Origin of the sequence: Aequorivita sublithincola DSM 14238, from assembly GCF_000265385.1 — a bacterium.
In the GTDB taxonomy this organism is placed as follows: Bacteria; Bacteroidota; Bacteroidia; order Flavobacteriales; family Flavobacteriaceae; genus Aequorivita; species Aequorivita sublithincola.
On record NC_018013.1, the window covers coordinates 689152 to 713196 of the forward strand.

The 24045-nt window shown below is 37.0% G+C and carries 20 protein-coding genes and 1 pseudogene; 15 read left to right on the forward strand and 6 right to left on the reverse strand.

Annotated features, from left to right (window positions below):
- Nucleotides 1-58: 58 nt before the first annotated feature.
- On the forward strand, nt 59-2305 hold the full coding sequence (locus AEQSU_RS03380) for a zinc-dependent metalloprotease (RefSeq protein ID WP_014781459.1): 2247 nt from the start codon (nt 59-61) through the stop codon (nt 2303-2305).
- A gap of 88 nt (nt 2306-2393) precedes the next feature.
- Here AEQSU_RS03380 and AEQSU_RS03385 read toward each other — a convergent pair whose 3' ends face one another.
- From AEQSU_RS03385 to AEQSU_RS16345, 4 genes are all read right to left on the reverse strand, one after another.
- Nucleotides 2394-2681 carry a four helix bundle protein gene (locus AEQSU_RS03385; protein ID WP_014781460.1) on the reverse strand — a complete coding sequence of 96 codons (288 nt, stop codon included), beginning with the start codon at nt 2679-2681 and terminating at the stop codon, nt 2394-2396.
- A 100-nt stretch (nt 2682-2781) separates the two neighbouring features.
- Nucleotides 2782-3318, reverse strand: coding sequence for a hypothetical protein (locus AEQSU_RS03390; RefSeq protein WP_014781461.1), 537 nt, complete (start codon nt 3316-3318; stop codon nt 2782-2784).
- A 117-nt stretch (nt 3319-3435) separates the two neighbouring features.
- A complete protein-coding gene (locus tag AEQSU_RS03395) occupies nt 3436-4173 on the reverse strand; it encodes a hypothetical protein (protein ID WP_014781462.1) in 738 nt (245 codons plus the stop codon).
- An 8-nt stretch (nt 4174-4181) separates the two neighbouring features.
- Nucleotides 4182-4340 (reverse strand): YqaE/Pmp3 family membrane protein, encoded by a 159-nt coding sequence (locus tag AEQSU_RS16345; protein ID WP_014781463.1) that lies wholly within the window; start codon nt 4338-4340, stop codon nt 4182-4184.
- 108 nt (nt 4341-4448) lie between these two features.
- On the opposite strand from AEQSU_RS16345, the gene AEQSU_RS16995 reads away from it, so the two are divergent.
- From AEQSU_RS16995 to AEQSU_RS03435, 7 genes and pseudogenes are all read left to right on the forward strand, one after another.
- Nucleotides 4449-5510 (forward strand): helix-turn-helix domain-containing protein, encoded by a 1062-nt coding sequence (locus tag AEQSU_RS16995; RefSeq protein ID WP_014781464.1) that lies wholly within the window; start codon nt 4449-4451, stop codon nt 5508-5510.
- Nucleotides 5511-5651: 141 nt separating this feature from the next.
- The gene (lysS, locus tag AEQSU_RS03410; protein WP_014781465.1) at nt 5652-7343 is read left to right on the forward strand and encodes a lysine--tRNA ligase; all 1692 of its coding nucleotides are present in this window, start codon (nt 5652-5654) and stop codon (nt 7341-7343) included.
- 77 nt (nt 7344-7420) lie between these two features.
- Nucleotides 7421-7765 (forward strand): PH domain-containing protein, encoded by a 345-nt coding sequence (locus AEQSU_RS03415; RefSeq protein ID WP_014781466.1) that lies wholly within the window; start codon nt 7421-7423, stop codon nt 7763-7765.
- A gap of 119 nt (nt 7766-7884) precedes the next feature.
- Nucleotides 7885-8466: pseudogene (locus AEQSU_RS03420) on the forward strand (adenylate kinase); the annotation flags it as partial.
- A gap of 67 nt (nt 8467-8533) precedes the next feature.
- The gene (gene obgE / locus AEQSU_RS03425; RefSeq protein WP_014781468.1) at nt 8534-9532 is read left to right on the forward strand and encodes a GTPase ObgE; all 999 of its coding nucleotides are present in this window, start codon (nt 8534-8536) and stop codon (nt 9530-9532) included.
- Nucleotides 9533-9641: 109 nt separating this feature from the next.
- On the forward strand, nt 9642-13160 hold the full coding sequence (locus AEQSU_RS03430) for a T9SS type A sorting domain-containing protein (RefSeq protein ID WP_014781469.1): 3519 nt from the start codon (nt 9642-9644) through the stop codon (nt 13158-13160).
- A 56-nt stretch (nt 13161-13216) separates the two neighbouring features.
- A complete protein-coding gene (locus AEQSU_RS03435) occupies nt 13217-13735 on the forward strand; it encodes a DUF4136 domain-containing protein (RefSeq protein ID WP_014781470.1) in 519 nt (172 codons plus the stop codon).
- Between the two features lies 1 nt (nt 13736).
- On the opposite strand, the gene AEQSU_RS03440 is transcribed toward AEQSU_RS03435, so the two are convergent.
- Both AEQSU_RS03440 and AEQSU_RS03445 read right to left on the reverse strand, forming a co-directional pair.
- Nucleotides 13737-16229 (reverse strand): DUF5686 and carboxypeptidase-like regulatory domain-containing protein, encoded by a 2493-nt coding sequence (locus AEQSU_RS03440; RefSeq protein ID WP_014781471.1) that lies wholly within the window; start codon nt 16227-16229, stop codon nt 13737-13739.
- A gap of 101 nt (nt 16230-16330) precedes the next feature.
- Entirely contained in the window at nt 16331-17311 is a 981-nt protein-coding gene (locus AEQSU_RS03445) for a pyruvate dehydrogenase complex E1 component subunit beta (RefSeq protein ID WP_014781472.1), read from the reverse strand.
- Between the two features lie 217 nt (nt 17312-17528).
- Here AEQSU_RS03445 and AEQSU_RS03450 point away from each other — a divergent pair, with 217 nt between their 5' ends.
- The 7 genes from AEQSU_RS03450 (at nt 17529) to AEQSU_RS03480 (ending at nt 24028) form a co-directional block, all read left to right on the forward strand.
- Nucleotides 17529-18269, forward strand: coding sequence for an electron transfer flavoprotein subunit beta/FixA family protein (locus AEQSU_RS03450; RefSeq protein ID WP_014781473.1), 741 nt, complete (start codon nt 17529-17531; stop codon nt 18267-18269).
- Nucleotides 18270-18492: 223 nt separating this feature from the next.
- Nucleotides 18493-19458 carry an electron transfer flavoprotein subunit alpha/FixB family protein gene (locus AEQSU_RS03455; protein ID WP_014781474.1) on the forward strand — a complete coding sequence of 322 codons (966 nt, stop codon included), beginning with the start codon at nt 18493-18495 and terminating at the stop codon, nt 19456-19458.
- Between the two features lie 154 nt (nt 19459-19612).
- Nucleotides 19613-20236: a bifunctional nuclease family protein gene (locus AEQSU_RS03460; protein ID WP_014781475.1), complete on the forward strand. Its 624-nt coding sequence runs from the start codon at nt 19613-19615 to the stop codon at nt 20234-20236.
- A gap of 119 nt (nt 20237-20355) precedes the next feature.
- A complete protein-coding gene (locus AEQSU_RS03465) occupies nt 20356-22110 on the forward strand; it encodes a NupC/NupG family nucleoside CNT transporter (protein WP_014781476.1) in 1755 nt (584 codons plus the stop codon).
- Between the two features lie 130 nt (nt 22111-22240).
- Nucleotides 22241-23065: a thymidylate synthase gene (locus AEQSU_RS03470; RefSeq protein ID WP_014781477.1), complete on the forward strand. Its 825-nt coding sequence runs from the start codon at nt 22241-22243 to the stop codon at nt 23063-23065.
- A gap of 20 nt (nt 23066-23085) precedes the next feature.
- Entirely contained in the window at nt 23086-23505 is a 420-nt protein-coding gene (locus AEQSU_RS03475) for an energy transducer TonB (protein ID WP_014781478.1), read from the forward strand.
- Between the two features lie 13 nt (nt 23506-23518).
- Nucleotides 23519-24028, forward strand: a complete 510-nt coding sequence (locus AEQSU_RS03480; protein WP_014781479.1) for an energy transducer TonB — start codon at nt 23519-23521, stop codon at nt 24026-24028.
- The last annotated feature ends 17 nt before the right edge of the window (nt 24029-24045 follow it).

Here is a 24045-nt window from a genome sequence, read left to right on the forward strand (position 1 = left end):
AATTCCGCAAAGACTATTATATTTACGGCTCTAAACATTCATAAAAATCACTACTACAATGAAAAAAAGTACCTTTAAACACATGCTGGTATTATCCCTGATGCTTTTCGGCCTTGGTATAACCGCCCAGAACAATGCGTTATGGACGAAGGCTTCGGCCAATGAAACGCAAAATCGACAAAAAGCCGAAAGAAATGCAATGCCACAGGAATACAACCTATTTGAGCTAAACACTTCTGCTTTTAAAAAAATATTGTCTCAAGCTCCGGCAAGAAATTCTGGGTCAAGCAATACAATTATATCGTTGCCTACCAATAATGGGGTGTTGCAAAATTTCCGAGTTTATGAGGCTTCCATTATGGAACAGGCTTTACAAGCAAAGCATACAGATATTAGATCTTATGTAGCGCAAGGAATTGAAGATCCTACTTCTGTTGCAAGATTTAGCGTATCTCCAATCGGTGTAAATGTGATGATTTCTTCTCCAAAGTTTTCAACTATATATGTTGATCCTTTTACTAAGGACAAGAATTATTATATTTCATACAACATTAATACAGTTCCTGCTTATAGCGAGAATTTTGTATGTCATACCGAAGATCATGAAATTATTGACCAGCCGTTAGAAACTAGAAATGCGAATGATGGAACGCTAAGAACTTTTAGACTTGCCTTGGCTTGTACTGGAGAATATGCACAACGTCACTTAACATTACAAGGTGTTCCACCTTCTGCAAGTGATGCAGTAAAAAAGGCTGCAGTACTTTCTGCAATGAATGTTTCTATGACTCGCGTAAATGGAATTTATGAAAGAGAGGTTGCCGTTACTATGGTTATAATAGCAAATAATGAAGATATTATTTTCCTAAATTCTGCGACAGATCCTTATACAAATAATAACGGGCAAGTAATGCTTGGGCAAAACCAAGTTACCGTAGACGGTGTTATTGGAGTTGCAAATTATGACATAGGCCACGTATTTAGTACAGGTGGTGGTGGTATTGCACGACTTCGTTCTCCTTGCGTTAATGGTAACAAAGCTCAAGGTGTAACTGGACTACCTACTCCAATTGGAGATAATTTTGATGTGGATTTTGTTGCTCACGAAATGGGTCACCAATATGGAGCTAACCACACATTCAACAACGCTTGCGGTGGTAACAGAAACGGATCTACTGCATTTGAAACAGGTAGTGGTACAACTATTATGGGGTATGCAGGAGTTTGTCCTCCTAACGTTCAACCACATAGTGATGACTACTTTCAAGCAATAAGCATTCAGGAAATATGGACAAATATTAAAAACGGCCAAGGTCAATGTGGTGCTCAAACTCCTACCAACAACTTGCCTCCAACGGCTGATGCTGGACCTGACTACAGAATTCCAAAAGGAACTCCATTTATCTTAAAAGGAATAGCTACTGATCCTGATAGTGGTAATGCACTTTCACACTGCTGGGAACAAATGGATAGTCAACCATCTACCCAACCACCGGTAAATACTTCAACAGTGGGACCTACTTTTAGATCTATTGATCCATTACCAGATCCAGAGCGTTATATGCCTGCTTTAACCACTGTATTAGCTGGAAATACTCAAACTACTTGGGAAGTTGTTCCAAAGGTAGGAAGAAGCATGAAATTTAGATATACCGTTCGAGATAATGCTGCTGCGGGTGGCTCAACGGCAAGTGATAATATGAATGTAACTGTTGATGGAGTAGCAGGACCATTTGTTGTATCTTCTCAAAATACAGCTACAACTTGGAACACAACAACTACTGAAACCGTTACTTGGGATGTTGCTGGAACTGATATAGCTCCAATTAGCAGCACGAATGTGGATATTATGTTCTCTACAGATGGTGGACAAACATACCCGCTAACAATTGCAACTGTACCAAACAACGGAAGTGCTGTAATTAACGTACCAAACCTTAACACTACCACTGGTAGATTAATGGTTAAATCATCAAATAATATATTTTATGACCTTAATGATGGCGTTATTACTGTAACAGGAGTTGTAGGAGTTGAAGAGTTTACTTTTGAAAACTTTGCGGTTTATCCAAACCCATCAAACGGAACTTTCAACCTAACTTTCACACCAGCTAATAATGACAATGTTGAAGTTTCTCTGTATGATTTGAGAGGAAGAGCCATCAGCCAATCTACTTTTGATGATGTTTCAGCTTCAAACACATTCACGAAACAATTGGATTACAACTATGTTGAAACTGGAATGTATTTCCTAGTTGTGAGAAATGGAAACAAAGTAACTACTAAGAAGGTTATTAAGAATTAATCGAGAAAATAGAATAAAGAAAAAAGAGAAAAGACAGGATGGTTCCTGTTCTTTTCTCTTTTTTTATTTAAACCTCTGAAAGGTGCTTTTAATCTCTCAACCCATTTTGAAAACCCATCGTCATTTTTTGCCACTCTGAAATTTTTGTTTCCAATGTTTCGGCATTAATATATTCTTTATGACGCGCAACTAAGAGTTGTATGCCCAATTCAAAAGAAGAGCCCAAAGAAATATCCAAATAATTGCTGAAAGCCTTATTAGTCCTGGCAGAACCTTCTGAAATATTACTTGGCAAAGAAACAGAACAACGACTCATTTGCGACGTAAGTCTAAATATTTCATGCTTTGGAAATTTTTCTATAATATCAAAAGTTATCTGTAAGCCTAACTTCTAAATGTTTAAATTTTTTTAATTATGCCTTTTTCTCATAAGGATATTCGTCTTTTTTGTTTATTCTTTTTTCTTTATTCCTTTTCTAAAGCTTAACCGCTTCTGCAATATGCGTAACCACTTGCGAAGTTTCGTTAACCTTAAATTTTAGATCAAAAATAACGCCTTGTCCGCTTTTTTCAACTAGAAGTTTTCCATCGGTTATTGGGTAATAACCTGCTTCACCTCTACAGAAACATTGTTTTCCATAAAGTAGTTTTACGTCGCTTAAGGAAGCGTTTTCTTTATTTAAACTTTCTGTGTTTGCCGGTATTTCAAACTGAATGGTTTCAGAATAATTACCGTCTGCCGTTCCTGCTGGACCTTCTTTTAAATAAGTATATTCCACAACAGTATTGGCGCCATCCAACAGTTGCGGATATAATGCTCCGGTGTCATCCTTCTGAATTTTCAAGGTCTTGTTTTTGTGAACTACCACGCTACATGCACCTTCTTCAGGGCAAGCTGTGGGTTTAGTATCCATTTGTTTTATAGTCGTGTTTTCTGAAGAAATTACAGTACCCGTCTGCGTTTGGCAGGCATTTACCATAAATAGGGGGATTAAAAAATAGAATGCTTTCATAATTTTATGTTTAGGGTTAATTTGTTAATTCGGGATTTGTTGATTCAGAAGTCATTAATTTCGGATTCGATTTTTTCCATTTCGGAACACAACTCCCGAATCCCGACTATCAATTCTCTATTTCTCCAACTCCACCTCTAAATCAAGCAGGTCTGGATTTTTAAAGTATTCAGTGAATGGAGCCTGAACGCTCAAAGTTTTTTTGTCTTCTGAAAAAGTAGCTTCCGGATTTGAAGTTTTCTTTATTTTCTTCGGAAAAGTATAATTCAACATATAATTAGAACTACCCATAAAAGCCTCGGCACTTTTCATGCTGTCTACTTGCTTTTGGTGCTCCTTTTCGTCCTTTATAAAAGCATCTCGTTTAAAGATACCGTTTTTGAATGAATAATTTACGCCAATCACTTCTGGACTGTCTTCTTCCTTCTTAATTTCAGTGTTGCCATCTTTGTTGGGCATTAAATTTTCTGCACGTTCAAGCGCGCTAAGCATATCGTTAGCTTCACTAATGTTTTTGAATTTGGTTGAAATATCGTAGGTCATCTCAGAGGTTTCAGAATTCATTTTCATATGAATATTGAAGTTTTCTAGCTTCTTTAATTTTTCTTGTTCGCTCTTGGAAAGCTTAGAAATACTGTCTTTCTTTTCTTCCAAATATTGTTTTATATAAATTATGGTATCTACTTTAACCACGCCAGAATCCATCATTGCTGCCCCGCCAAAAGCCATCATTTCGTTAAGGTTTACTTCTACGGACATCGTTCCACTTCCGTCCTCGTTCATAACCATTGTTTCGGTGAATTGGCAACTTGCGGTTATAAAAACCAAGGCCAATAGAAAGAATAATTTTTTCATAATTGATTTTATCTTTTAGGGTTGTTCAAAATAATAAGCGCAGCAATCACGCCAGGAATCCATCCACAAATAGTGAGTATTAAAACAATTAGTACAGAACCACAACCCTTACCAATTACGGCAAGCGGCGGAAAAAGAATAGCCAATAGAACTCTCCAGATACTCATAAAAAACAAATTTACAATTAATATTCAAGCTATGGGTCGAGCTATTTTTTCTTTTGTTACATGAATTTGATTTCTGAGAGTTTAGTACTTTAGTGGTTTATTTCAAAAATGAATTTCAAAAAAATCATTCCACTGGTCCTTTTCCTTATTGTCGCAACGGCCAGCAAAGCACAATATAAATTTTCTGGTTATGTAGATGCTGCATCCAGTGACGGCGCTATATATCTTTCAGCGGTGGATGATTACCGTAAAGTTTCTGGCGTATTTCCAGAGCAAATTCTAAACAAAACACTTCCTGATTCCACAGGATATTTTTCTTTTTCGGGCGATAATTTGCCTTCGGAAAATAAAATTTATAGAATTCATGTAGATACTTGTAGCGAAAACGATCAAAACATCACACATTTCCTAGGCCATTGTCCTAATAGTAAAGAAGTTATTTTTATTGCGAACAACCATGACACACTAACGTTACCTTTTTCTTTTGATGAAGAAATGTTCTGTCGCGTAGTTTCTAAAAACGAAAAAGCCAACGCTTTTTTGAAGATAGATTCCTTAAAACATGATATGAGTTTTGCTTTCGGTACCTACCGAAGTGAGGCAAATCGAAGAATCAATTCGAAAAAGTGGTTCAGTATTTTGCAACAATATGGCGAACAAATGCATGAACCCTTGGCTGAACTTTATAGCTACGCCTTTTTTTCAGACAGAACGCAGCCGCTCCACGCCTATTATCTGGAAGATTTAAAAACAAACCCGTATTACGACAATTTGTTAAATAGGCTAATAGAAAAATATCCAAAAAGCAATTACACCGAGCAATATAGAGAAGAATTGGCGTCCGATAAATATTTAGTAGCCACCATCAAACCAGACAGCTCTTCTTGGTGGATGTATGTTTTGGCAGCGATTGCAGTTTTGTCAATTATAGGAAACTTCATTTTTTACGGGAAGCTAAAAAAAATAAAAGGGTCTTTTACTCCCACCACACAATCCCTTTCCAAACAGGAAAAGAAGGTTTTAGAACTCATTTTAGAGAATAAAAGTAATAAAGAAATTGCTTCAGATATGTTCGTAAGCGTGAGCACAGTAAAATCACACATCAATAATCTCTACAAAAAGTTAAACGTAAGTTCTCGTGAAGATGTGAAAAACCTGTATTCCAGTTAAATTCAATCGGAGGGTCAAGGATTTGAACTTTCGCTATCCAGCTTCTAGCACTCAGCATCTTTTCTCTTTATTCTTTTTTCTTGCTTCTTTTTTTCGAAATTCATTTCCCTATCTTTGCAAACTTATTTTTATACAAAATTTATGCAACTTTCTGAACTGGAAATCATCCGAAGAGAAAAACTTCAACAACTACGAGACCGTGGAATAAACCCTTATCCCGCAGATTTATATCCTGTAACTGACACCTCAAAAAAGTTGAAGGACAATTTTGAGGAAGGAAAAAAGGTAGTCGTTGCAGGAAGGTTAATGTCTCGTAGAATTCAAGGTTCAGCTTCATTTGCGGAGCTTCAAGATGCCGATGGACGTATACAAGTATATTTTAACCGTGATGAAATCTGTACTGGCGAAGACAAAAGCCATTATAACGATGTTTATAAAAAACTCCTCGACATAGGCGATTTCATAGGAATTGAAGGCGAACTTTTCAATACCCAAGTTGGTGAAAAAACCATCATGGTTAAGAATTTTACCTTGCTAAGCAAAGCATTAAAACCCTTACCACAACCAAGAGTTGATGCTGATGGAAAAATTCACGATGCTTTTACGGACCCAGAACAACGCTATCGTCAGCGCTATGCAGATTTGGTGGTAAATCCGCACGTAAAGGAAATTTTCGTAAAGCGATCCAAACTTTTCAACGCTATGCGTACTTTCTTTAATGACCGCGGTTATTTTGAAGTAGAAACTCCAGTATTGCAACCAATTCCTGGCGGTGCTGCGGCGCGACCTTTTATAACACACCATAATTCCTTAGACATTCCGCTGTATATGCGAATTGCAAATGAATTATACTTGAAAAGATTGATTGTCGGTGGTTTTGACGGTGTTTATGAATTCTCCAAAAACTTTAGAAATGAAGGCATGGATCGCACCCACAATCCAGAATTTACCGCGATGGAAATTTATGTTTCCTACAAAGATTACAATTGGATGATGGATTTCTGCGAACAATTGCTGGAATACTGTGCCATCGAAGTAAACGGAACCTCAAAAACAACCTTCGGAAAACACGAAATAGATTTTAAAGCGCCTTATCCAAGAGTAACTATGGCGGAATCTATCGAACATTTTACAGGTTTTGACATTACGGGAAAAACCGAAGACGAAATCCGCAAAGCTGCTCAGGATATGAAAATATCTGTAGATGAAACAATGGGTAAAGGAAAACTGATTGATGAAATTTTCGGCGAAAAGTGCGAAGGCAACTACATTCAACCAACCTTCATTACAGATTACCCAAAGGAAATGAGTCCGCTTTGTAAAGAACACCGCGAAAATCCAGAACTTACGGAGCGTTTTGAACTAATGGTTTGTGGAAAGGAAATAGCAAACGCATATAGCGAATTAAACGACCCAATAGACCAACGCGAACGTTTTGAAGCGCAACTAAAACTAGCGGACAGAGGCGATGACGAAGCAACAGCATTTATAGATTACGATTTTCTACGCGCTTTAGAATATGGAATGCCGCCAACAAGCGGAATGGGCATCGGGATGGACCGTTTGATTATGTTTTTGACCAATAATCCTTCTATCCAAGAAGTACTTTTCTTCCCACAAATGCGCCCTGAAAAGAAAAAGGTTGAAATGACCGAAGACGAAAAAGCAGTTTACACAATTCTAAAAGCCAATTCACCAGTTGCTTTGGAAGAACTAAAAGCACAAAGTGGTTTGAGTAATAAGAAGTGGGATAAAGCTATGAAAGGTTTGACGGCTTCAAAAGTTGCGAAAGTTGAGAAAGTTGAGGAAAATTTGATGGTTACGGTACTTTAAAAATTACTGACACGCCAAACCGTAAAGAATAAGTACAGAAAGCAGGATGTTTAAATAAATAATTATTATTTCTGTTTATGGTTAGATTAGAAAGAGAAGACACAAATTTCATATTTGAAATCGTAGGTTGGCATAAACTTTTAACCTTTACAAATAGGCTAATCATTCCTATGTCCCACATTGTAAACGCCTACCCAAATGAGCAACCACTTGGTTTTATTCCTGGTCTTCGCTTGATGGGCACGGGTTTTCCTGGGCTTATTAGTGCTGGAACTTATATTTTACCAGATGGAATTATTTTTTGTGATGTCGTAAACCACGAAAATAGCATTGCCGTGGAACTTCGGAACGAATATTATAAAATGTTATTGATAGAGGTAGAAGAACCTTTGGAAGCCATTCATTTCTTAAACCAAAGGTAAATTTTCAAATCCCGAATTAACGAATCCCCAGTTAACGAATCCCTAATTAACGCATCCCAAATTCACCAATCCCCAATTATAATTTCGTAAATTTGCAACTTCGTTTTTTTACTTATTAAACCACCACTATGACTAATATAATTTTGTTTGGCCCTCCTGGTTCTGGAAAAGGTACACAAGCTACTTTTTTGAAAGAAAAATACAACTTGGTACACATCTCTACGGGCGATGTTTTTCGATATAACATTAAAAATGAAACCGATCTTGGCAATCTTGCTAAATCCTTTATGGCAAAAGGAAAGTTGGTGCCAGACGAAATAACCATCGATATGTTAAGCAACGAGGTTGATAAAAACTGTGATGCCAATGGTTTTATTTTTGACGGTTTCCCAAGAACACAAGCACAAGCAGAAGCTTTGGGGCATTTGATGGATGATAAAGACACCCAAATAGACGCTATGGTTGCTCTGGAAGTAGATGACGAAATACTGGTAGAGCGCCTTTTAGAAAGAGGAAAAACCAGCGGTAGAACAGACGATGCTGATGAAAAAATTATAAGAAACCGAATCAAGGTTTATTATAATGAAACCGCCATTCTAAAAGAGTATTACCAAAAACTCAACAAGTTTCACGGCGTTGATGGCGTAGGAAGCATTGAAGATATTACAGAAAGATTAAGCAAAGTAATAGATAGTTTATAGTTTAGAATTTGTGGTTTGGAGTTCCCAAACAATAAAAAATAAACAATAAACAATAAACAATAGATAGGTGACTGAAGGCAATTTTGTAGACTACGTAAAAGTCCATATAACCTCTGGAAAAGGAGGTCAAGGCAGCAAGCACATGAGGCGGGAAAAATATATTCCTAAAGGTGGGCCTGATGGCGGTGATGGTGGTCGTGGAGGTCACGTAATCGTGAAAGGGAACAAAAACCTTTGGACGCTTTACCATCTTAAATTTAAAAGACACTTTAAAGCCGAGCACGGTTCTAGCGGAAGCAAACAAACTAGCACCGGAGCCGATGGCGCCGATGTTTATATTGAAGTTCCACTAGGAACAGTTGTTCGTGATAAGGAAACGGAAGAAATATTATTTGAAATCACCGAAGACGGTGAAGAAAAAATAGTTGCAAAAGGTGGTCGCGGCGGACTTGGAAACGCACACTTTAAAACAGCCACCAATCAAACCCCACGCTATTCGCAGCCGGGGGAAGAAGGTCTGGAATTAGATGTCGTTCTGGAACTTAAAATACTTGCAGATGTAGGTCTTGTAGGTTTTCCAAATGCTGGAAAATCCACCTTACTTTCTGTTATTACGGCGGCCAAGCCGAAGATTGCCAATTATGAATTTACAACCCTAAAACCCAACTTAGGCATTGTGGAATACCGTGATTACAAAACTTTTGTAGTTGCAGATATTCCTGGAATTATTGAAGGTGCTGCTGAAGGAAAAGGTATTGGTCATCGTTTTCTTCGTCATATTGAACGAAATTCTACCTTGTTATTTTTAGTTCCAGCCGATGCGCCGGACATTAAGGAACAGTACGAAATTTTGGTAGATGAATTACGCCGTTACAACCCACAACTTTTAGACAAAGAACGTTTGGTAGCCATAAGCAAAAGCGACATGCTAGACGACGAACTGAAAGCAGAAATGAAAAAGGTTCTAGACAAGGAATTTAAAGGCATTCCGTATATGTTTATTTCGTCTGTTGCTCATCAAGGATTGACGGAGTTGAAGGATAAGCTTTGGACGATGCTTAATTAGTTGTCTGTGGTAAGTTGTCTGTCGATATTGTTACTTTTCTTAAAAATTTCTTAAATAAATTTTTATAGGTCGTTTTTTTCCTTTTTCTTGCCACTTCAAATGCACGATTATGAAAAAAGGATTACTCTTCGTTTTGTTATTGGTTATTTCTACGAATTTATTTAGTCAAATTGGGTTTCAAATTCACGATGTCGTTAGTGATAATAAAAACTCAATTTCAATAAATTCTGTTGCTACTGCTGATTTGGATGGCGATGGCGACTTAGATGTAGTTTATGCACAATCGAGTGGGGGACATGGCTTATATTGGTATGAAAATCTTGACGGACAAGGAATTTTTGGTAATCGTCATACAATAACTGCTACTGCTATTTTGGAAAAAGATGTTGAAATTGCAGATTTGGATGGCGATGGTGATCTTGATGTGATTTTAGCGTCAAGTAATGACAACACGGTTGCATGGTATAAAAATCTTGATGGAAATGGTAATTTTGGAACTGCCATAATAATTACTCAAATAGCGGTACGGGTTCAAACCATTCGAACTACAGATATTGATGGGGATGGTGATTTAGATATATTGTCAGCTTCCAGCAATGATGGAAAAATTGCGTGGTATGAAAATCTGGATGGATTAGGAAATTTTGGTGCTCAAAAAGTTATTGCAACTGAAACTTTCGCAAGTGGCCTATACTCCTCTGATATGGACGGCGATGGGGACATGGATGTTTTTTTTACTAAAAACGCCAACTATGGAAAGGTTTTTTGGTTAAAAAATTTAGATGGTGCTGGAATTTTCGGACCCAAACAAGAAATCGCCTCTTATACAAATTCAGGATTTGAGATAGTTTATACCGTTGACATAGATTCTGATGGCGATCAAGATGTTTTCTATTCATATGCCTCGACTGTAGCGTGGCGAGAAAATACCGATGGATTAGGTACATTGGGTACGGAACAATTAGTAACTGACCTTTCATTGTTTGTGACGGAAATAATTGCCGATGATATTGATAACGATGGAGATTTAGATATTATCGCAAGCTCTAGATACGACAATAAGGTGGCTTGGTATGAAAATGTAGATGGGTTGGGTCAATTCGGATCACAAAATATTATAACGAGATATGCGATGGATGTACGTTCAATTGTATCAGGCGATATAAATAATGATGGCACTTTAGATATAGTTTCAGGCTCCTATGATGATGGAAAATTAGCTTGGTATAAAAACCAAGATGGCGTTGGCACATTTGGACTACCTATTTCCATTGCAAAAAATGCTTATCTTATTTCTGGAATATATTACGAAGATTTAGATAATGATGGAGATTTGGATTTGCTTACAACATCAACAGGTGATAATGAAATTGCATGGTATCCAAATCTAGATGGCCAGGGAGATTTTAGTTATCAACATGTAATATCAAACAGCACACTTGGATCGGAATACACTTCAATAGTTGATTTGGACCAAGATGGATATAAAGATGTAGTTACTTTTGACGGTGAAATAGTGTGGTTTGAACATATTGATGGCTTGGGAAATTTTAACCCAAAACAGACCCTGATTCCTCAAATACAAGGTATGAACTCTTTTAATATGGTAGATATTGATGGAGATAACGATATGGACATTCTTGTTTTAAACGTGCAAAGCAATATTTTTTGGTTTGAAAACACAGATGGTTTGGGCTCTTTTAGTTCGCAAAGACCAATTGTAAATCCGGTTTCAAATGTTAGCCTAACTTATACAGCAGATTTGGATTCAGATGGGGATAAAGATTTGTTATATTGCAACAATGTGGGCATATTTTGGAGTAGAAATACAGATGGTTTGGGAAATTTTGAATATGTTGGTCCAGTAGCTACAACAAATCTCGACGAACCTGCCTTCATAACTACTGGTGATGTTGACAATGATGGAGACTTAGACATTTTTTGTGCGTCAAAAGAAAACGATTTGTTGTGCTGGTATGAAAACGAAAATGGTCTTGGTCAATTTGGTTCACAAAACATTATTAATGAAAGTATTTATTCAGCGTATGGAAATCTAGTTGAAGTGGGAGATATTGACAACGATGGGGATATAGATGTAGTTTTTGATGATAGTCCCGGACTTGTTTGGGCAGAAAATATAGATGGAATCGGAACATTTAGTTCCCCTCAGCCGATAGCTTCCTATACCTTTCCTTATAATGACAAGATCAAAATCGTTGATGTTAATAACGATGGTAATAATGATATAATTTCTTCCAATTTTAGTTTATTAAAATGGTGTGAAAATTTGGGCGTTTTAGGAAACTCTTTACAGGGAAAGTTAACTTTGGATGCAGATTCTAATGGATGCGGTGGGGCCGATGCTGGAATTTCATCTATTATGATTACAACAGATAATGGTGTTGATAGTTTTGCCACTTTCACAGACCCTAGTGGAAATTATTCTATGCAGGTAAACGAGGGAGATTTTATAACAACATCAAATGGTTTACCAAATTATTACAATACTATACCAGATTCACAAACAACCACATTTGTGGGTACTGGCAATACAGAAACGATAGATTTTTGTGCGGGATTTAATACGTCAGTAAATGACTTAAATATAAGTATTGTGCCTATCACACAAGCGCGCCCAGGATTTGAAGTGAGATATAGAATTATATACCAAAATATTGGAACAACATTATTGAACGGTGAAGTTATGCTGGAATTTGATGATTCAAAAATCAACTTTTTAAGCGCAAGTGAAAATGTTGACTCGCAAACTAATAACTCTCTAACATTTAATTATTCAAATTTAGACTTATTCGAAACAAGAATCATTGACTTGATTTTTAATGTTCCAACTAGTACTAATGTAGGTGATGAGCTTTTTTTTACTACTACTGTTAACCCAATTTCGGGGGATATTTCACCGGAAGACAATGTATTTTATTTTAAACAAAAGGTTGTTGGATCATACGACCCAAATGACATTACAGTATTAGAGGGAAGCGAGATTTATTTTGATGATATTGACAAGTATTTGCATTACGTAATTCGATTTAAAAATATTGGAACTGCAGAAGCCATTAACATTAAAGTTAAAAACATATTAGATGCAAATCTAGATTGGTCAACCTTACAGATAGAAAATGTAAGCCATGCAAACAGAATAGAAATAACAAACCAAAATAAAATAGATTTTATTTTCGATAATATTTACTTGCCCTCTAGTAGTATAGATGAACCAAATTCTCATGGATTTATTGCATATAAAATAAAACCTAAAAGCACACTGGAAGTTGGAAATATAGTGTTTAATAGCGCTAGTATATTTTTCGATTTTAATGCGCCCATCATCACTAATACAGTTTCAACAACAGTAGTGGAAAATCTTGGTGTTGAAGAATTTAGTTTGGATGGGATGGTTCATTTATACCCTAACCCAGTTTCATCAACCCTTCAAATAAAAATTTCAAAAACCATTTCCTTCGATAAAGCAATCATCTATTCAACATTAGGCAAACAGATCCTTGAAACTTCAGAAAAACAAATCAATCTCGAAGCCCTTTCCGCAGGAATCTATTTTGTGGAAGTGTTTACTGATATAGGAAGTATAACCAAGAAAATTGTTAAAGAATAACAAAGCCAAAACTAAAGGCAGCTTTTTTCCGTATTTTTAATGAAAAGAAAAACGCAATGAAGTTCCTCCCCATTTTAATACTCTCCATATTTCTTGCCTCCTGCGGCGCAACTGTAGCAGTAGATTACGACAAGCAAGTAGATTTTTCAAAATACAATTCCTATAATTATTTCCCAACAATAGACTCTGGTTTAAACCAACTAGACGATGGTCGGATTATGCAAATTACCGATAGTTTATTGCAACAGCGGGGTTTTGTGAAGAGCGAAACTCCTCAGTTTTATATCAACTTTTACGCTCGTGAAAGTATTTCAAATTCGCGAAACACCATTGGCATAGGTCTTGGTGGCGGTGGTGGAAATGTAGGTGTTGGTGTAAGCGGTGGTATTCCTATTGGTGGAAAAGTAATAAACCAACAATTTTCAATGGACTTTATTGATGTTGAAAAAGACAACTTAGTTTGGCAAGCAGTTGCCGATGGCGAAATGAAAGAAAAGTCAACTCCAAAGCAGAAAGAAGGGTATTATCTTTCAATGATTCAGAAGGTTTTGAGTAAGTATCCTCCGAAAAAATAAACTAGAAACTAAACCCAAAAACCCCCGTAACTCCAAATTTGCGAGCATCGGGATTGTCTAAATAATTCCCACGAAAATTGAAGTCCAATCTAAAGACTCTAAAGATATTTCCAACACCCACGCTCCATTCCCAGTAGATGTCTTCTGGAGCTTGATACACTATATTGGAAGCATTTAAGTCCTTGTTTTCTTGTGAGATTTCGCCATAAATTGCCCTAAAGGCAACAACTTCACGCAGATCTAATTTTCGCAACAAAGGAATTCGCGAGAAAATACGTCCTCCAAAATTGTGTTCTAAATGAAGCGATGCATAAGTATCACTCACAAACTCATAATAATCAAGTTGTGTAAAACTATTATAAAGACTGAAATAAGTCTGGTTTCCAGGAATTGGATTCAGCAAACTGAGCGGAACTGCACCAATTGTTGTTCCAACTTCAACTGTAGAAAATAAACGACCAATGCCGCCAATATTCCAAGGTTGCGAATAGAGTGCTTGTATTTTTTTATATTCAAAATCGCCACCCAATACATCTTTTAAACCATAACTATAACCAGCGTAAAAAGAAGGAAAATCACCACTATTTATTACCGTTTGTTCTACCCCATAGCCAGATGTTCTGCGTCCTGGAGCGTACAAAAAGCCTAACTGTATTTCTGCTTGTTTTAGTTCGCTTTTCACTTCGCCTGTAAAAACGCCATCTTCCATTACTTTATAATCAATACTGAAAGTTTCGGTTGCAGATTTAAGTGTTCGGTAAGAACCCGTGAGGCGTAAAACAAAATTCTTCCACGGTTCAATATCAAACCCAATAGTAGATAGATTTATTCGCGAAAGCCTGTCATTAGCTCCAACGGACAAAAGCGAGGACGAAGCAAGACTACGTCCTAGAACGTCGTTACTATTGGTAAGACTAGAACCAGTTTGTTCCACATCGCGCCGGTTTCCACCAAAAACGGTTAATCGCGACTTTCTATCTAAAAGCCACTTTCCTGAAATTCCATATTTAAATCGATCATCTTTAAAACCATAGGCTCCAAAGCCTTCAATACGCCACGGATCGTTCTGACCGAAATAGGTTCTTCCGCCCAAACGGATTCGCAAGCCTTCCGCTTCATTAAAACCAAAAATGGAAAATACGGGTCCAATATCAAAATTCTCCACTTCGTAATAACCGCTTGCTAGCGTTGCGCCAATATTGTATAACGCCTTAAAACGCCCAACGGTTTTTAGCGTGTCAAGCATTTTATAAACGCCCTTTTCATCATTGCTAAGCTTTTCCATCCGGTTTTTATCCCAAAAATCGTCTGGTCGATTATAAACTTCGTAATTGTATGGATCTACTTGTTTGTTGTAGAATTTTCTATCCTTAGGAATATCAAAAACATAATTATTATAAAGTGTAGATCGTTTGCCATAAACACCCTGAGCGGCTTCCTTTTTCCGAAAACTGAAATCGCTCAAAAAATAATCACGTGTTATTAGGAAAGTGGAATCGTTTAAAACATCAAATTCTTGTTCAATATACACATCGCGCACCCAGTTTAGGTTTGCACTTTTTGAAGCTTGCAGATTGATTTCCTTTATTGCCCAAGTAGTATCATTCACCCAAAAACTACCTTTAAAAGTCAGTTCGTTTTTTCGGCGTGGATAATACACAATGTTATAACACCATTTATTATCAATGTAAGCACTGTCTCTAAGCACATAGTTATAAACATCTATCCCTGTGCGCGAGAGTGGGCTCGTAAAGGCTTTGTCGAAGAATTTAAGATAATTGTCATAAACGTCATATTCGTTGTAAAGATCTTTTACGAAGGCTATGAGAGTTTGATTATTATCGAAACCAGAGTTTTTATTTCCTTGTAAAACTTCCTTTTCTTCATTCAATAAATTGTCGCCATATACTTTTGAAGAAGCTTCATTTATGAAAATGGGTAAGTATGTTTTTCCCGTTACATTTGAAGTATCAACTTGGTCAAAAACAAATTCCATTCCTTTGAAAACTTTGCTTTTTATGAGACCACTATCAATCGTGTTTAGATCAAATTCAAGTTTTTCGTATTTATCGTACTGATATTGTTTGAATTTTTTAACGCCATTTTCCCTTCGGTTTTCCCAAATTTTTCTAAGAATATCAATTGCTGGATTGTTCTTTTTTGAAGTTTTTCCGCTGTAAACGACAACTTCGGCTAAAGCATCGGCGCTTTCTTCCATTACCACTTCCATATTATAGGTGCTTCGAGTGGTGAGTTCAATATCTTTTGTGGTGTAGCCTATAAATGAAAAGATAACGGTTTTGTAGGTTTTATCGCTTTCCAAATAAAAGCGACCATTTTCATCCGAAATGGTTCCTTCCTGAGAATCCTTAAAGATAACATTGGCGAAGGAAACTGGATAGCCTGTGCCATCCTTAATAACGCCACTTACTTTGGTTTGGGAAAATACCGAAGCACTCAAAATTATTAGAGATAAAAGTATAAGGTGCTTCATAAAAAAGACATCTATTCTAAGAAATTTTAATGATTTACTATTTGTAAAGGTTATTACGCAGAGGCACTCAGAGAATTAACGCATTGACTACCGACTACCAACTATTTTCTATAAAGAACTTTCTTAACTGCCTTAATAACATCTTCACTATTTGGCAACCATTCTGCTAATAAATTAGGAGAATACGGAGCCGGAGTGTCAGCAGTATTAATCTTTACGATTGGAGCATCTAAATAATCGAAAATTTGATTTTGAACTTGATACGTTATTTCAGTAGAAACATTTCCGAAAGGCCATGCTTCTTCAAGAATCACTAAACGGTTTGTTTTCTTTACTGATTCAAAAATAGCTTCGTAATCTAGTGGTCTTACAGTTCTAAGGTCAATAATCTCGCACTCTATGCCTTCTTCAGCAAGAGTTTCTGCTGCATTATAGGCTTCTTTTATAATTTTTCCGAAGGAAACGATGGTTACATCAGTTCCTTTTCTCTTAATATCTGCAACTCCAATCGGAATTAAATATTCTCCTTCCGGCACTTCACCTTTGTCGCCATACATCTGCTCACTTTCCATAAATATTACTGGATCGTTATCGCGAATGGCACTTTTCAGCAAACCTTTTGCATCAGCTGGATTGCTTGGAACCACTACTTTCAAACCTGGGCAGTTTGCATACCAGCTTTCAAAAGACTGGCTGTGCGTTGCCGCAAGTTGTCCAGCAGAAGCCGTTGGCCCGCGAAAAACGATAGGAATATTAAACTGTCCGCCGCTCATTTGACGCATTTTGGCAGCGTTGTTTATAATTTGATCTATAGCAACTAGTGAGAAATTGAAGGTCATATACTCAACAATGGGTCTATTACCATTCATTGCTGAACCTACGGCAATTCCTGAAAAACCCATCTCGGCAATTGGAGTGTCAATAACGCGTTTTGCACCAAACTCTTCAAGCATTCCTTTACTGGCTTTGTAAGCTCCATTGTATTCGGCAACTTCCTCGCCCATTAAATATATAGTTTCGTCGCGGCGCATTTCTTCGCTCATCGCCTCTTGTATAGCCTCTCTGAATTGTAGTGTTTTCATCTGTTTAAATTGAAATGTAAATAATTGCAAATTTTAAAGGATAGCAAAAATACTATAAATACAATCTGTTTAAGTATTATTTTAAGGATTTAACCAAAATTTATTATGCACGCATAACAAAAAAAAGAAATATATCCGTAACTTCGCACTTGAGCAATTTCATCCTTATTTCGAAGCGTGATTTGCCAATTTTTTACAATCCAAAAACACCTCAAAAATGAAAATATTAGTCTGTATAAGTCACGTACCGGACACTACTTCAAAAATCAATTTTACCGACGGCGATACCAAATTTGACACCAATGGCGTTCAATTTGTAATCAATCCGAATGACGAATTCGGCCTTACTCGCGCTATGTGGTTTAAGGAAAAACAAGGCGCAACAGTCCATGTAATAAATGTAGGCGGCCCAGAAACGGAGCCAACTTTACGCAAAGCTTTGGCTATTGGTGCCGATGAAGCAATACGAATAAACACTCCGGCAACCGATGGTTTTTCAGTTGCTAAACAACTTGCAAACGTAGTGAAAGAAGGAGGTTACGATCTGGTAATTGGCGGAAGAGAATCCATCGATTATAACGGTGGAATGGTTCCCGGAATGCTTGCAAAACTTATTGGCGCAAATTTCGTAAATACCTGCATCGGTCTTGAAGTTGAAGGCGATAAAGCAACCGCAATCCGTGAAATAGACGGCGGAAAGGAAACTTTAAAAACCTCACTTCCATTAGTAATTGGCGGTCAAAAAGGTTTGGTTGAAGAAAGCGATCTACGCATTCCAAACATGCGCGGCATTATGCAAGCCCGTTCAAAACCGTTAAACGTTAAAGAACCAGTAACTTCAAATGCAGAAACAAATACTGTTTCCTTTGAAAAACCAGCACCGAAAGGAGCAGTTAAATTGGTTGACAACGTTGAAGAATTGATAAATCTTCTCCACAACGAAGCGAAGGTAATTTAATTGAAGCTCCAAATCTAAAAAGCACCAAATAACAAAAACCAAATTCCAAATAAATCTCAAAAACCAATAAAACAAAGAGCAAAATATTTTTGAATAAAACCACTTTGGTTTTTGGAATTTGAGAAATTGAAATTTATCTGTTATTTGGAACTTGAGATTTGGAATTTTTGAAAAGTAAATTCAAACTCCAAATCTTAAATATTAATTTCAAAATAATATCAAAATGATACTAGTTTATACCGAATCAGAAGAAGGAAAAATTAAGAAAATAGCTTTAGAAGCTGTTTCCTACGCAAAAGGAATTGCAGACCAGATGGGAACTACTGTTACCGCGGTTAGCATCAATGCAAATGACACTTCAGAATTAGGAAAATACGGCGCTTCAAAAGTGTTAGAAGTTTCCAGTGATAAATTAAATAAATTCAACGGTGAAGCTTATGCAGATGTAATTGGACAAGCTGCCAAAAGCGAAGGTGCAAAAGTGATTATTTTAACATCCAGCGCTAACAGTAAATTTTTGTCGCCAACTTTGGCGGTAAATATTGAAGCTGGTTTTGTTCCTAACGTAATTGGTCTTCCAGAAAGCACTTCACCTTTTAAGGTTAAACACAGCGTTTTCACCAATAAGGCTTTTGCTTCAACCGAAATTACAAGCGATATTAAATTAATCGGTTTAGGTAAAAATAGTTATGGTTTAAAGGAAAATGAAACTTCCGCAACAACCGAAGCTTTCACACCAAACCTTGACGCACACGATTTTGATATGGAAATTGTTTCCGTAGATAAAGCAACCGACAAAGTAACAATCGCAGATGCCGAAATTGTAGTTTCTGCTGGTCGCGGAATGAAAGGGCCTGAAAACTGGGGAATGATTGAAGATCTAGCCTCAACATTAGGCGCAGCAACCGCCTGCTCAAAACCAGTGAGCGATATGGGCTGGAGGCCTCACAGCGAACACGTTGGGCAAACTGGAAAACCAGTAGCTTCAAACCTTTACATTGCCATTGGTATTTCTGGAGCTATTCAGCATTTAGCTGGAATCAATGCTTCAAAAGTGAAAGTGGTAATTAACAACGATCCCGAAGCACCTTTCTTTAAGGCCGCAGATTACGGTATCGTGGGTGATGCTTTTGAAATTGTGCCAAAACTCACCGAAAAATTAAAAGAATTTAAAGCGCAGAACGCATAATTTTTTATTAATTTGTGCCTCGAAAAAGGCTGTTTAAATATGGAAACATCCAAATTTAAACAGCCTTTTTTTTATTGGTTTTTATTTTGTTATTTTTATAACCAATTGATTCACTGAACACTGATTACCGCATACTGACCACTGAAAACTGAAAATGAGCTTAGTAAAACTAACCATAAAAGGAATATCCTACAGCCAAACCCAAAACGGCGCGTATGCCCTTATTTTAAGCGAAGTTGACGGCGAGCGTAAACTACCAATAGTGATTGGCGCTTTTGAAGCACAATCCATTGCGATTGCGTTAGAAAAAGAAATCACACCTCCTCGCCCATTGACTCACGACCTTTTTAAGAACTTCGCAGATCGTTTCGAAATTATAGTAAAACAAGTAATAATCCACAAATTGGTGGATGGTGTTTTCTACTCCAGCATCATTTGCGAACGCGACAAAATTGAAGAAATAATAGATGCTAGAACTAGCGATGCCATTGCTTTGGCGCTTCGGTTTAAGGCTCCTATTTTCACCTATAAAAACATTTTAGATAAAGCTGGTATTTATCTAAAAACTTCCACTTCCAAAAAAGCGCTTTCCAAAAAAGAAGAAGCAGTTATAGAAAATTTAATTTTGGGAGAAGACAAAGAATCAATCAAACCTACGAGCCAAGATTATAGCAAGTTCAGTTTAACTGAGTTGAACAAAATGCTAGACGAAGCCGTAACCAACGAGAATTACGAAAAAGCGGCAAGCGTGCGCGATGAAATATCCAAACGACAGTAGGCTCGCGATTTATCGCGTGCTTCACAAATCGTTTTGAATTTTAGATTATTGTTAACCTGTCCCAAGAGTTATTGGGATATCGAAGGGTTGAATTTTGAACCTCGAATTTTAAATTTTTTATGCAGAAATATTTACTTGTAGCCATCGCGCTGTTTTTCTTCGGAAACATCTTTGGGCAGAGCATTGAAAAAACCTGGCAATTTTCAGAAGTTAAAGATCAAGATGGTCTTTCCATAATCAATATCAATCCTGAAAAAGATTATTTAAAACTCGAAAATGGTTCTTTTGAATATCAAATGGCGCCGAACGACAGCCTAAAATCTACTGGCGACTATATTTTTCAGAATAATTTATTAGTGCTTTTCTTCAACGAACCAAATGATAACATCAGAAGATTTCGCGTGGCTCAAGTTACGGATAGCACACTTTCACTTTCAGAAAACAATATTGAATATCAGCTAAAAGTACCGAGCGCTTCAGCTGTTGTATCACCCTTAACCGTAGTGAAATCTTCAGAAATAATACCAAGTCAAGGCTTTTCAATGCAAAGTTTCTGGCGTGGAATTTTAGGAATGATTTCCTTATTAGTAATCGCATTTCTTTTTAGCGCAAACCGAAAAGCCATCAATTGGAAAACCGTTGGCCTTGGCCTCGGTTTTCAGTTATTGATCGCTATTGGAGTTTTAAAAGTAGGTTTTATAAAAAGCGGTTTTGAAGCCGTTGGCCAACTATTTATCAACGTTTTGGAGTATACCAGAGCAGGAAGCGAATTCCTTTTTGGCGGAATGCTAGACATCAACTCATTCGGCTTTATTTTTGCTTTTCAGGTTTTACCTACGATTATATTTTTCTCCGCATTAACTTCGGTTCTATTTTACTTCGGAATAATTCAAATAGTAGTAAAAGGAATGGGTTGGTTATTAACAAAACTGCTGAACATTTCTGGCGCTGAAAGTTTGAGTGTCGCAGGAAATATCTTCCTAGGCCAAACAGAAGCACCACTACTTATAAAAGCGTATTTGGAAAAAATGAACAAGTCTGAAATGCTTTTGGTTATGGTGGGCGGTATGGCAACTGTTGCAGGAGCCGTACTCGCAGCATACATTGGCTTTTTAGGTGGCGACGACCCTGAATTACGTCTAACTTTTGCTAAGCATCTTTTAGCTGCCTCTGTTATGGCAGCTCCAGGCGCTATCGTTATTTCAAAAATATTGTATCCGCAAACGGAACCTATTGAGACGGACGTACACGTTTCCTCAGACAAAATTGGCTCAAATTTCCTAGACGCCATTGCAAACGGAACTACCGAAGGCTTAAGGCTTGCCGTAAACGTAGGTGCTATGCTCTTGGTTTTTGTTGCGTTTATTGCTATGTTTAATGGAATAATTGGAGCGCTAGCTAGCTTTGACGGTTTTACTATTGAAGCATTAAATTTTAACTGGCAGTTTATGTCCCTTAATGAATATATAGCTAATAAAACAGCATACGACGGACTATCACTTGAATTTATTTTAGGTACCGTTTTCGCTCCCTTAATGTGGCTTATAGGAGTAGCGAAAGAAGACATGACAATGATGGGACAGCTATTAGGAATAAAACTTGCCGCAAGTGAATTTGTAGGCTACATTCAGTTGACTGAGCTTAAAAACGTTTCAAACGAACTACACCTTAATTATGAAAAGAGCATTATTATGGCAACATATATGCTTTGCGGTTTTGCCAATTTTGCTTCTATCGGAATTCAGATTGGAGGAATTGGTTCTTTGGCACCTGGACAGCGTAAAACCCTTTCAAAATTTGGAATGAAGGCTTTAATTGGTGGAACTATCGCTTCGCTTATTTCTGCAACTATTGCGGGAATGATTATTGGGTAGTAATTTAAGATTCAAGGTTTCTAAGTTCAAAAATCCGCATCGTTGACAACTAGTAGTAAATGTTCTGCTTTTCAGTTTTAATAGTTGGTTCAATTATTTATATTTAATTCCTGATTAATTTTACTTTATAATGAAACAATACCACGACCTTCTTAAGCACGTAATCGAAAACGGAACCGAAAAACAAGACCGCACAGGCACTGGCACTAAAAGTGTTTTTGGTTACCAAATGCGCTTTGATCTTAGCGAAGGTTTCCCGATGGTTACGACTAAAAAACTTCACTTGAAATCTATCATTTACGAACTTCTATGGTTTTTGAAAGGAGATACAAATATTAAATATCTTCAAGAAAACGGAGTGAAAATCTGGAACGAATGGGCTGATGAAAATGGTAATCTTGGACCCGTTTACGGCCACCAATGGCGAAACTGGAATAGTGAAGAAATTGACCAAATTTCAGAAATTATCCAAACCCTAAAAACAAATCCAGACAGCCGCAGAATGCTGGTAAGCGCCTGGAATCCGAGCGTAATGCCAGATACTTCAAAACCTTTTTCTGAAAATGTTGCGAATGGAAAAGCGGCGCTTCCACCCTGTCACGCTTTCTTTCAATTTTATGTTGCGGATGGAAAATTATCGTGTCAGTTATACCAACGTAGTGCAGATAGCTTCTTGGGTGTTCCTTTCAATATTGCTTCGTATGCACTGTTTACAATGATGATGGCGCAGGTTTGTGGTTACGAACCAGGAGATTTTATACACACCTTTGGAGATGCCCATATTTACAGCAATCATTACGAACAAGTTGCGCTTCAATTGTCCCGTGAACCAAGACCTTTACCAAAAATGTTGCTCAATCCAAATGTAAAAGATATTTTTGGCTTCACTTTTGATGACTTTACACTAGTGGATTACAATCCACACCCGCACATTAAAGGTGCCGTTGCCATTTAAACTTAAATCAAATCCCCAAAATGAAAAACTTACTTATTGTAATTTGCCTACTTTTCTCTACCTCTATTTTTGCCCAACAAGAATGGGGCGATGTTAATAAAAACACCGTAACGCTTAAAGAAATTGGACCAATTTGGCCAGGATGTGAAGGAGGAAACGCAGCTGAACGTGACAACTGTTTCAATCAAAAATTAGCTGGACATATTTCTAAAAACTTTAAATTTCCTCCAGGATACCAGAAAAAGGAAAAAATAAGAATTCTTGTTGATTTTATAATCAATGAAAAAGGAATGGTTGAAGTAACCGGTGTTTCCGGTGGAACAAAGGAATTGCAGGATGAAGCCAAAAGAAATATTTCGTCAATCCCAAAAATGGCAAAACCCGGAATGATGGCCGGAAAACCTCGTACTATCAAAATGACGGTTCCTTTTACATTTTAAAACAGAAAATATAATGTTGAAAAGAATCCTAATAATCACTGCTATAATCGCCACTACTTCTTCTTTCGCTCAGGATGGAAATGTTATAGATGTTTCTGAATCTGAAATGAAGAACGGAGATGTTCCATTCGCAGTAATTGAAGTCGTCCCTGTATATCCTGGTTGCGATGAAACTAGTAATGTAGAATTGAAAAAATGCATGTCAGATAATATTGCAGCGTATGTAAACAAGAATTTTGACATGAAAAAGATTGACGCCTTAGATTTGCCTCCAAAAGTTTACAGAAGCGCTGTGCAATTTAAAATTAACAAAGAAGGTAATGTTGTGGACGTTCGCGCTCGTGCAGACATTCCGGAGATTGAAACCGAAGCGGTTCGTGTTATAAGCAATCTTCCCCAAATGAAACCTGGCAAACAAAAAGGCGAAGCAGTTGGAGTGTTGTATTCGCTTCCTATAATTTTTAAAGTTGAACCGCCGAGAAGAGGTCAAATCAAAAAGAATAAGCAAAAGTCAAAAAACTAAATAAATCAGTTTAACAA

What these genes read in the sequence shown, in the direction of transcription:
- AEQSU_RS03380 (WP_014781459.1), top strand. Translation starts at nt 59, where the DNA reads ATGAAAAAAAGTACCTTTAAACACATGCTGGTATTATCCCTGATGCTT.
- AEQSU_RS03390 (WP_014781461.1), bottom strand. Translation starts at nt 3,318, where the DNA reads ATGAAAGCATTCTATTTTTTAATCCCCCTATTTATGGTAAATGCCTGC.
- AEQSU_RS03395 (WP_014781462.1), bottom strand. Translation starts at nt 4,173, where the DNA reads ATGAAAAAATTATTCTTTCTATTGGCCTTGGTTTTTATAACCGCAAGT.
- AEQSU_RS16345 (WP_014781463.1), bottom strand. Translation starts at nt 4,340, where the DNA reads ATGAGTATCTGGAGAGTTCTATTGGCTATTCTTTTTCCGCCGCTTGCC.
- AEQSU_RS16995 (WP_014781464.1), top strand. Translation starts at nt 4,449, where the DNA reads ATGAATTTCAAAAAAATCATTCCACTGGTCCTTTTCCTTATTGTCGCA.
- lysS (WP_014781465.1), top strand. Translation starts at nt 5,652, where the DNA reads ATGCAACTTTCTGAACTGGAAATCATCCGAAGAGAAAAACTTCAACAA.
- AEQSU_RS03415 (WP_014781466.1), top strand. Translation starts at nt 7,421, where the DNA reads ATGGTTAGATTAGAAAGAGAAGACACAAATTTCATATTTGAAATCGTA.
- AEQSU_RS03430 (WP_014781469.1), top strand. Translation starts at nt 9,642, where the DNA reads ATGAAAAAAGGATTACTCTTCGTTTTGTTATTGGTTATTTCTACGAAT.
- AEQSU_RS03435 (WP_014781470.1), top strand. Translation starts at nt 13,217, where the DNA reads ATGAAGTTCCTCCCCATTTTAATACTCTCCATATTTCTTGCCTCCTGC.
- AEQSU_RS03440 (WP_014781471.1), bottom strand. Translation starts at nt 16,229, where the DNA reads ATGAAGCACCTTATACTTTTATCTCTAATAATTTTGAGTGCTTCGGTA.
- AEQSU_RS03445 (WP_014781472.1), bottom strand. Translation starts at nt 17,311, where the DNA reads ATGAAAACACTACAATTCAGAGAGGCTATACAAGAGGCGATGAGCGAA.
- AEQSU_RS03450 (WP_014781473.1), top strand. Translation starts at nt 17,529, where the DNA reads ATGAAAATATTAGTCTGTATAAGTCACGTACCGGACACTACTTCAAAA.
- AEQSU_RS03455 (WP_014781474.1), top strand. Translation starts at nt 18,493, where the DNA reads ATGATACTAGTTTATACCGAATCAGAAGAAGGAAAAATTAAGAAAATA.
- AEQSU_RS03460 (WP_014781475.1), top strand. Translation starts at nt 19,613, where the DNA reads ATGAGCTTAGTAAAACTAACCATAAAAGGAATATCCTACAGCCAAACC.
- AEQSU_RS03465 (WP_014781476.1), top strand. Translation starts at nt 20,356, where the DNA reads ATGCAGAAATATTTACTTGTAGCCATCGCGCTGTTTTTCTTCGGAAAC.
- AEQSU_RS03470 (WP_014781477.1), top strand. Translation starts at nt 22,241, where the DNA reads ATGAAACAATACCACGACCTTCTTAAGCACGTAATCGAAAACGGAACC.
- AEQSU_RS03475 (WP_014781478.1), top strand. Translation starts at nt 23,086, where the DNA reads ATGAAAAACTTACTTATTGTAATTTGCCTACTTTTCTCTACCTCTATT.
- AEQSU_RS03480 (WP_014781479.1), top strand. Translation starts at nt 23,519, where the DNA reads ATGTTGAAAAGAATCCTAATAATCACTGCTATAATCGCCACTACTTCT.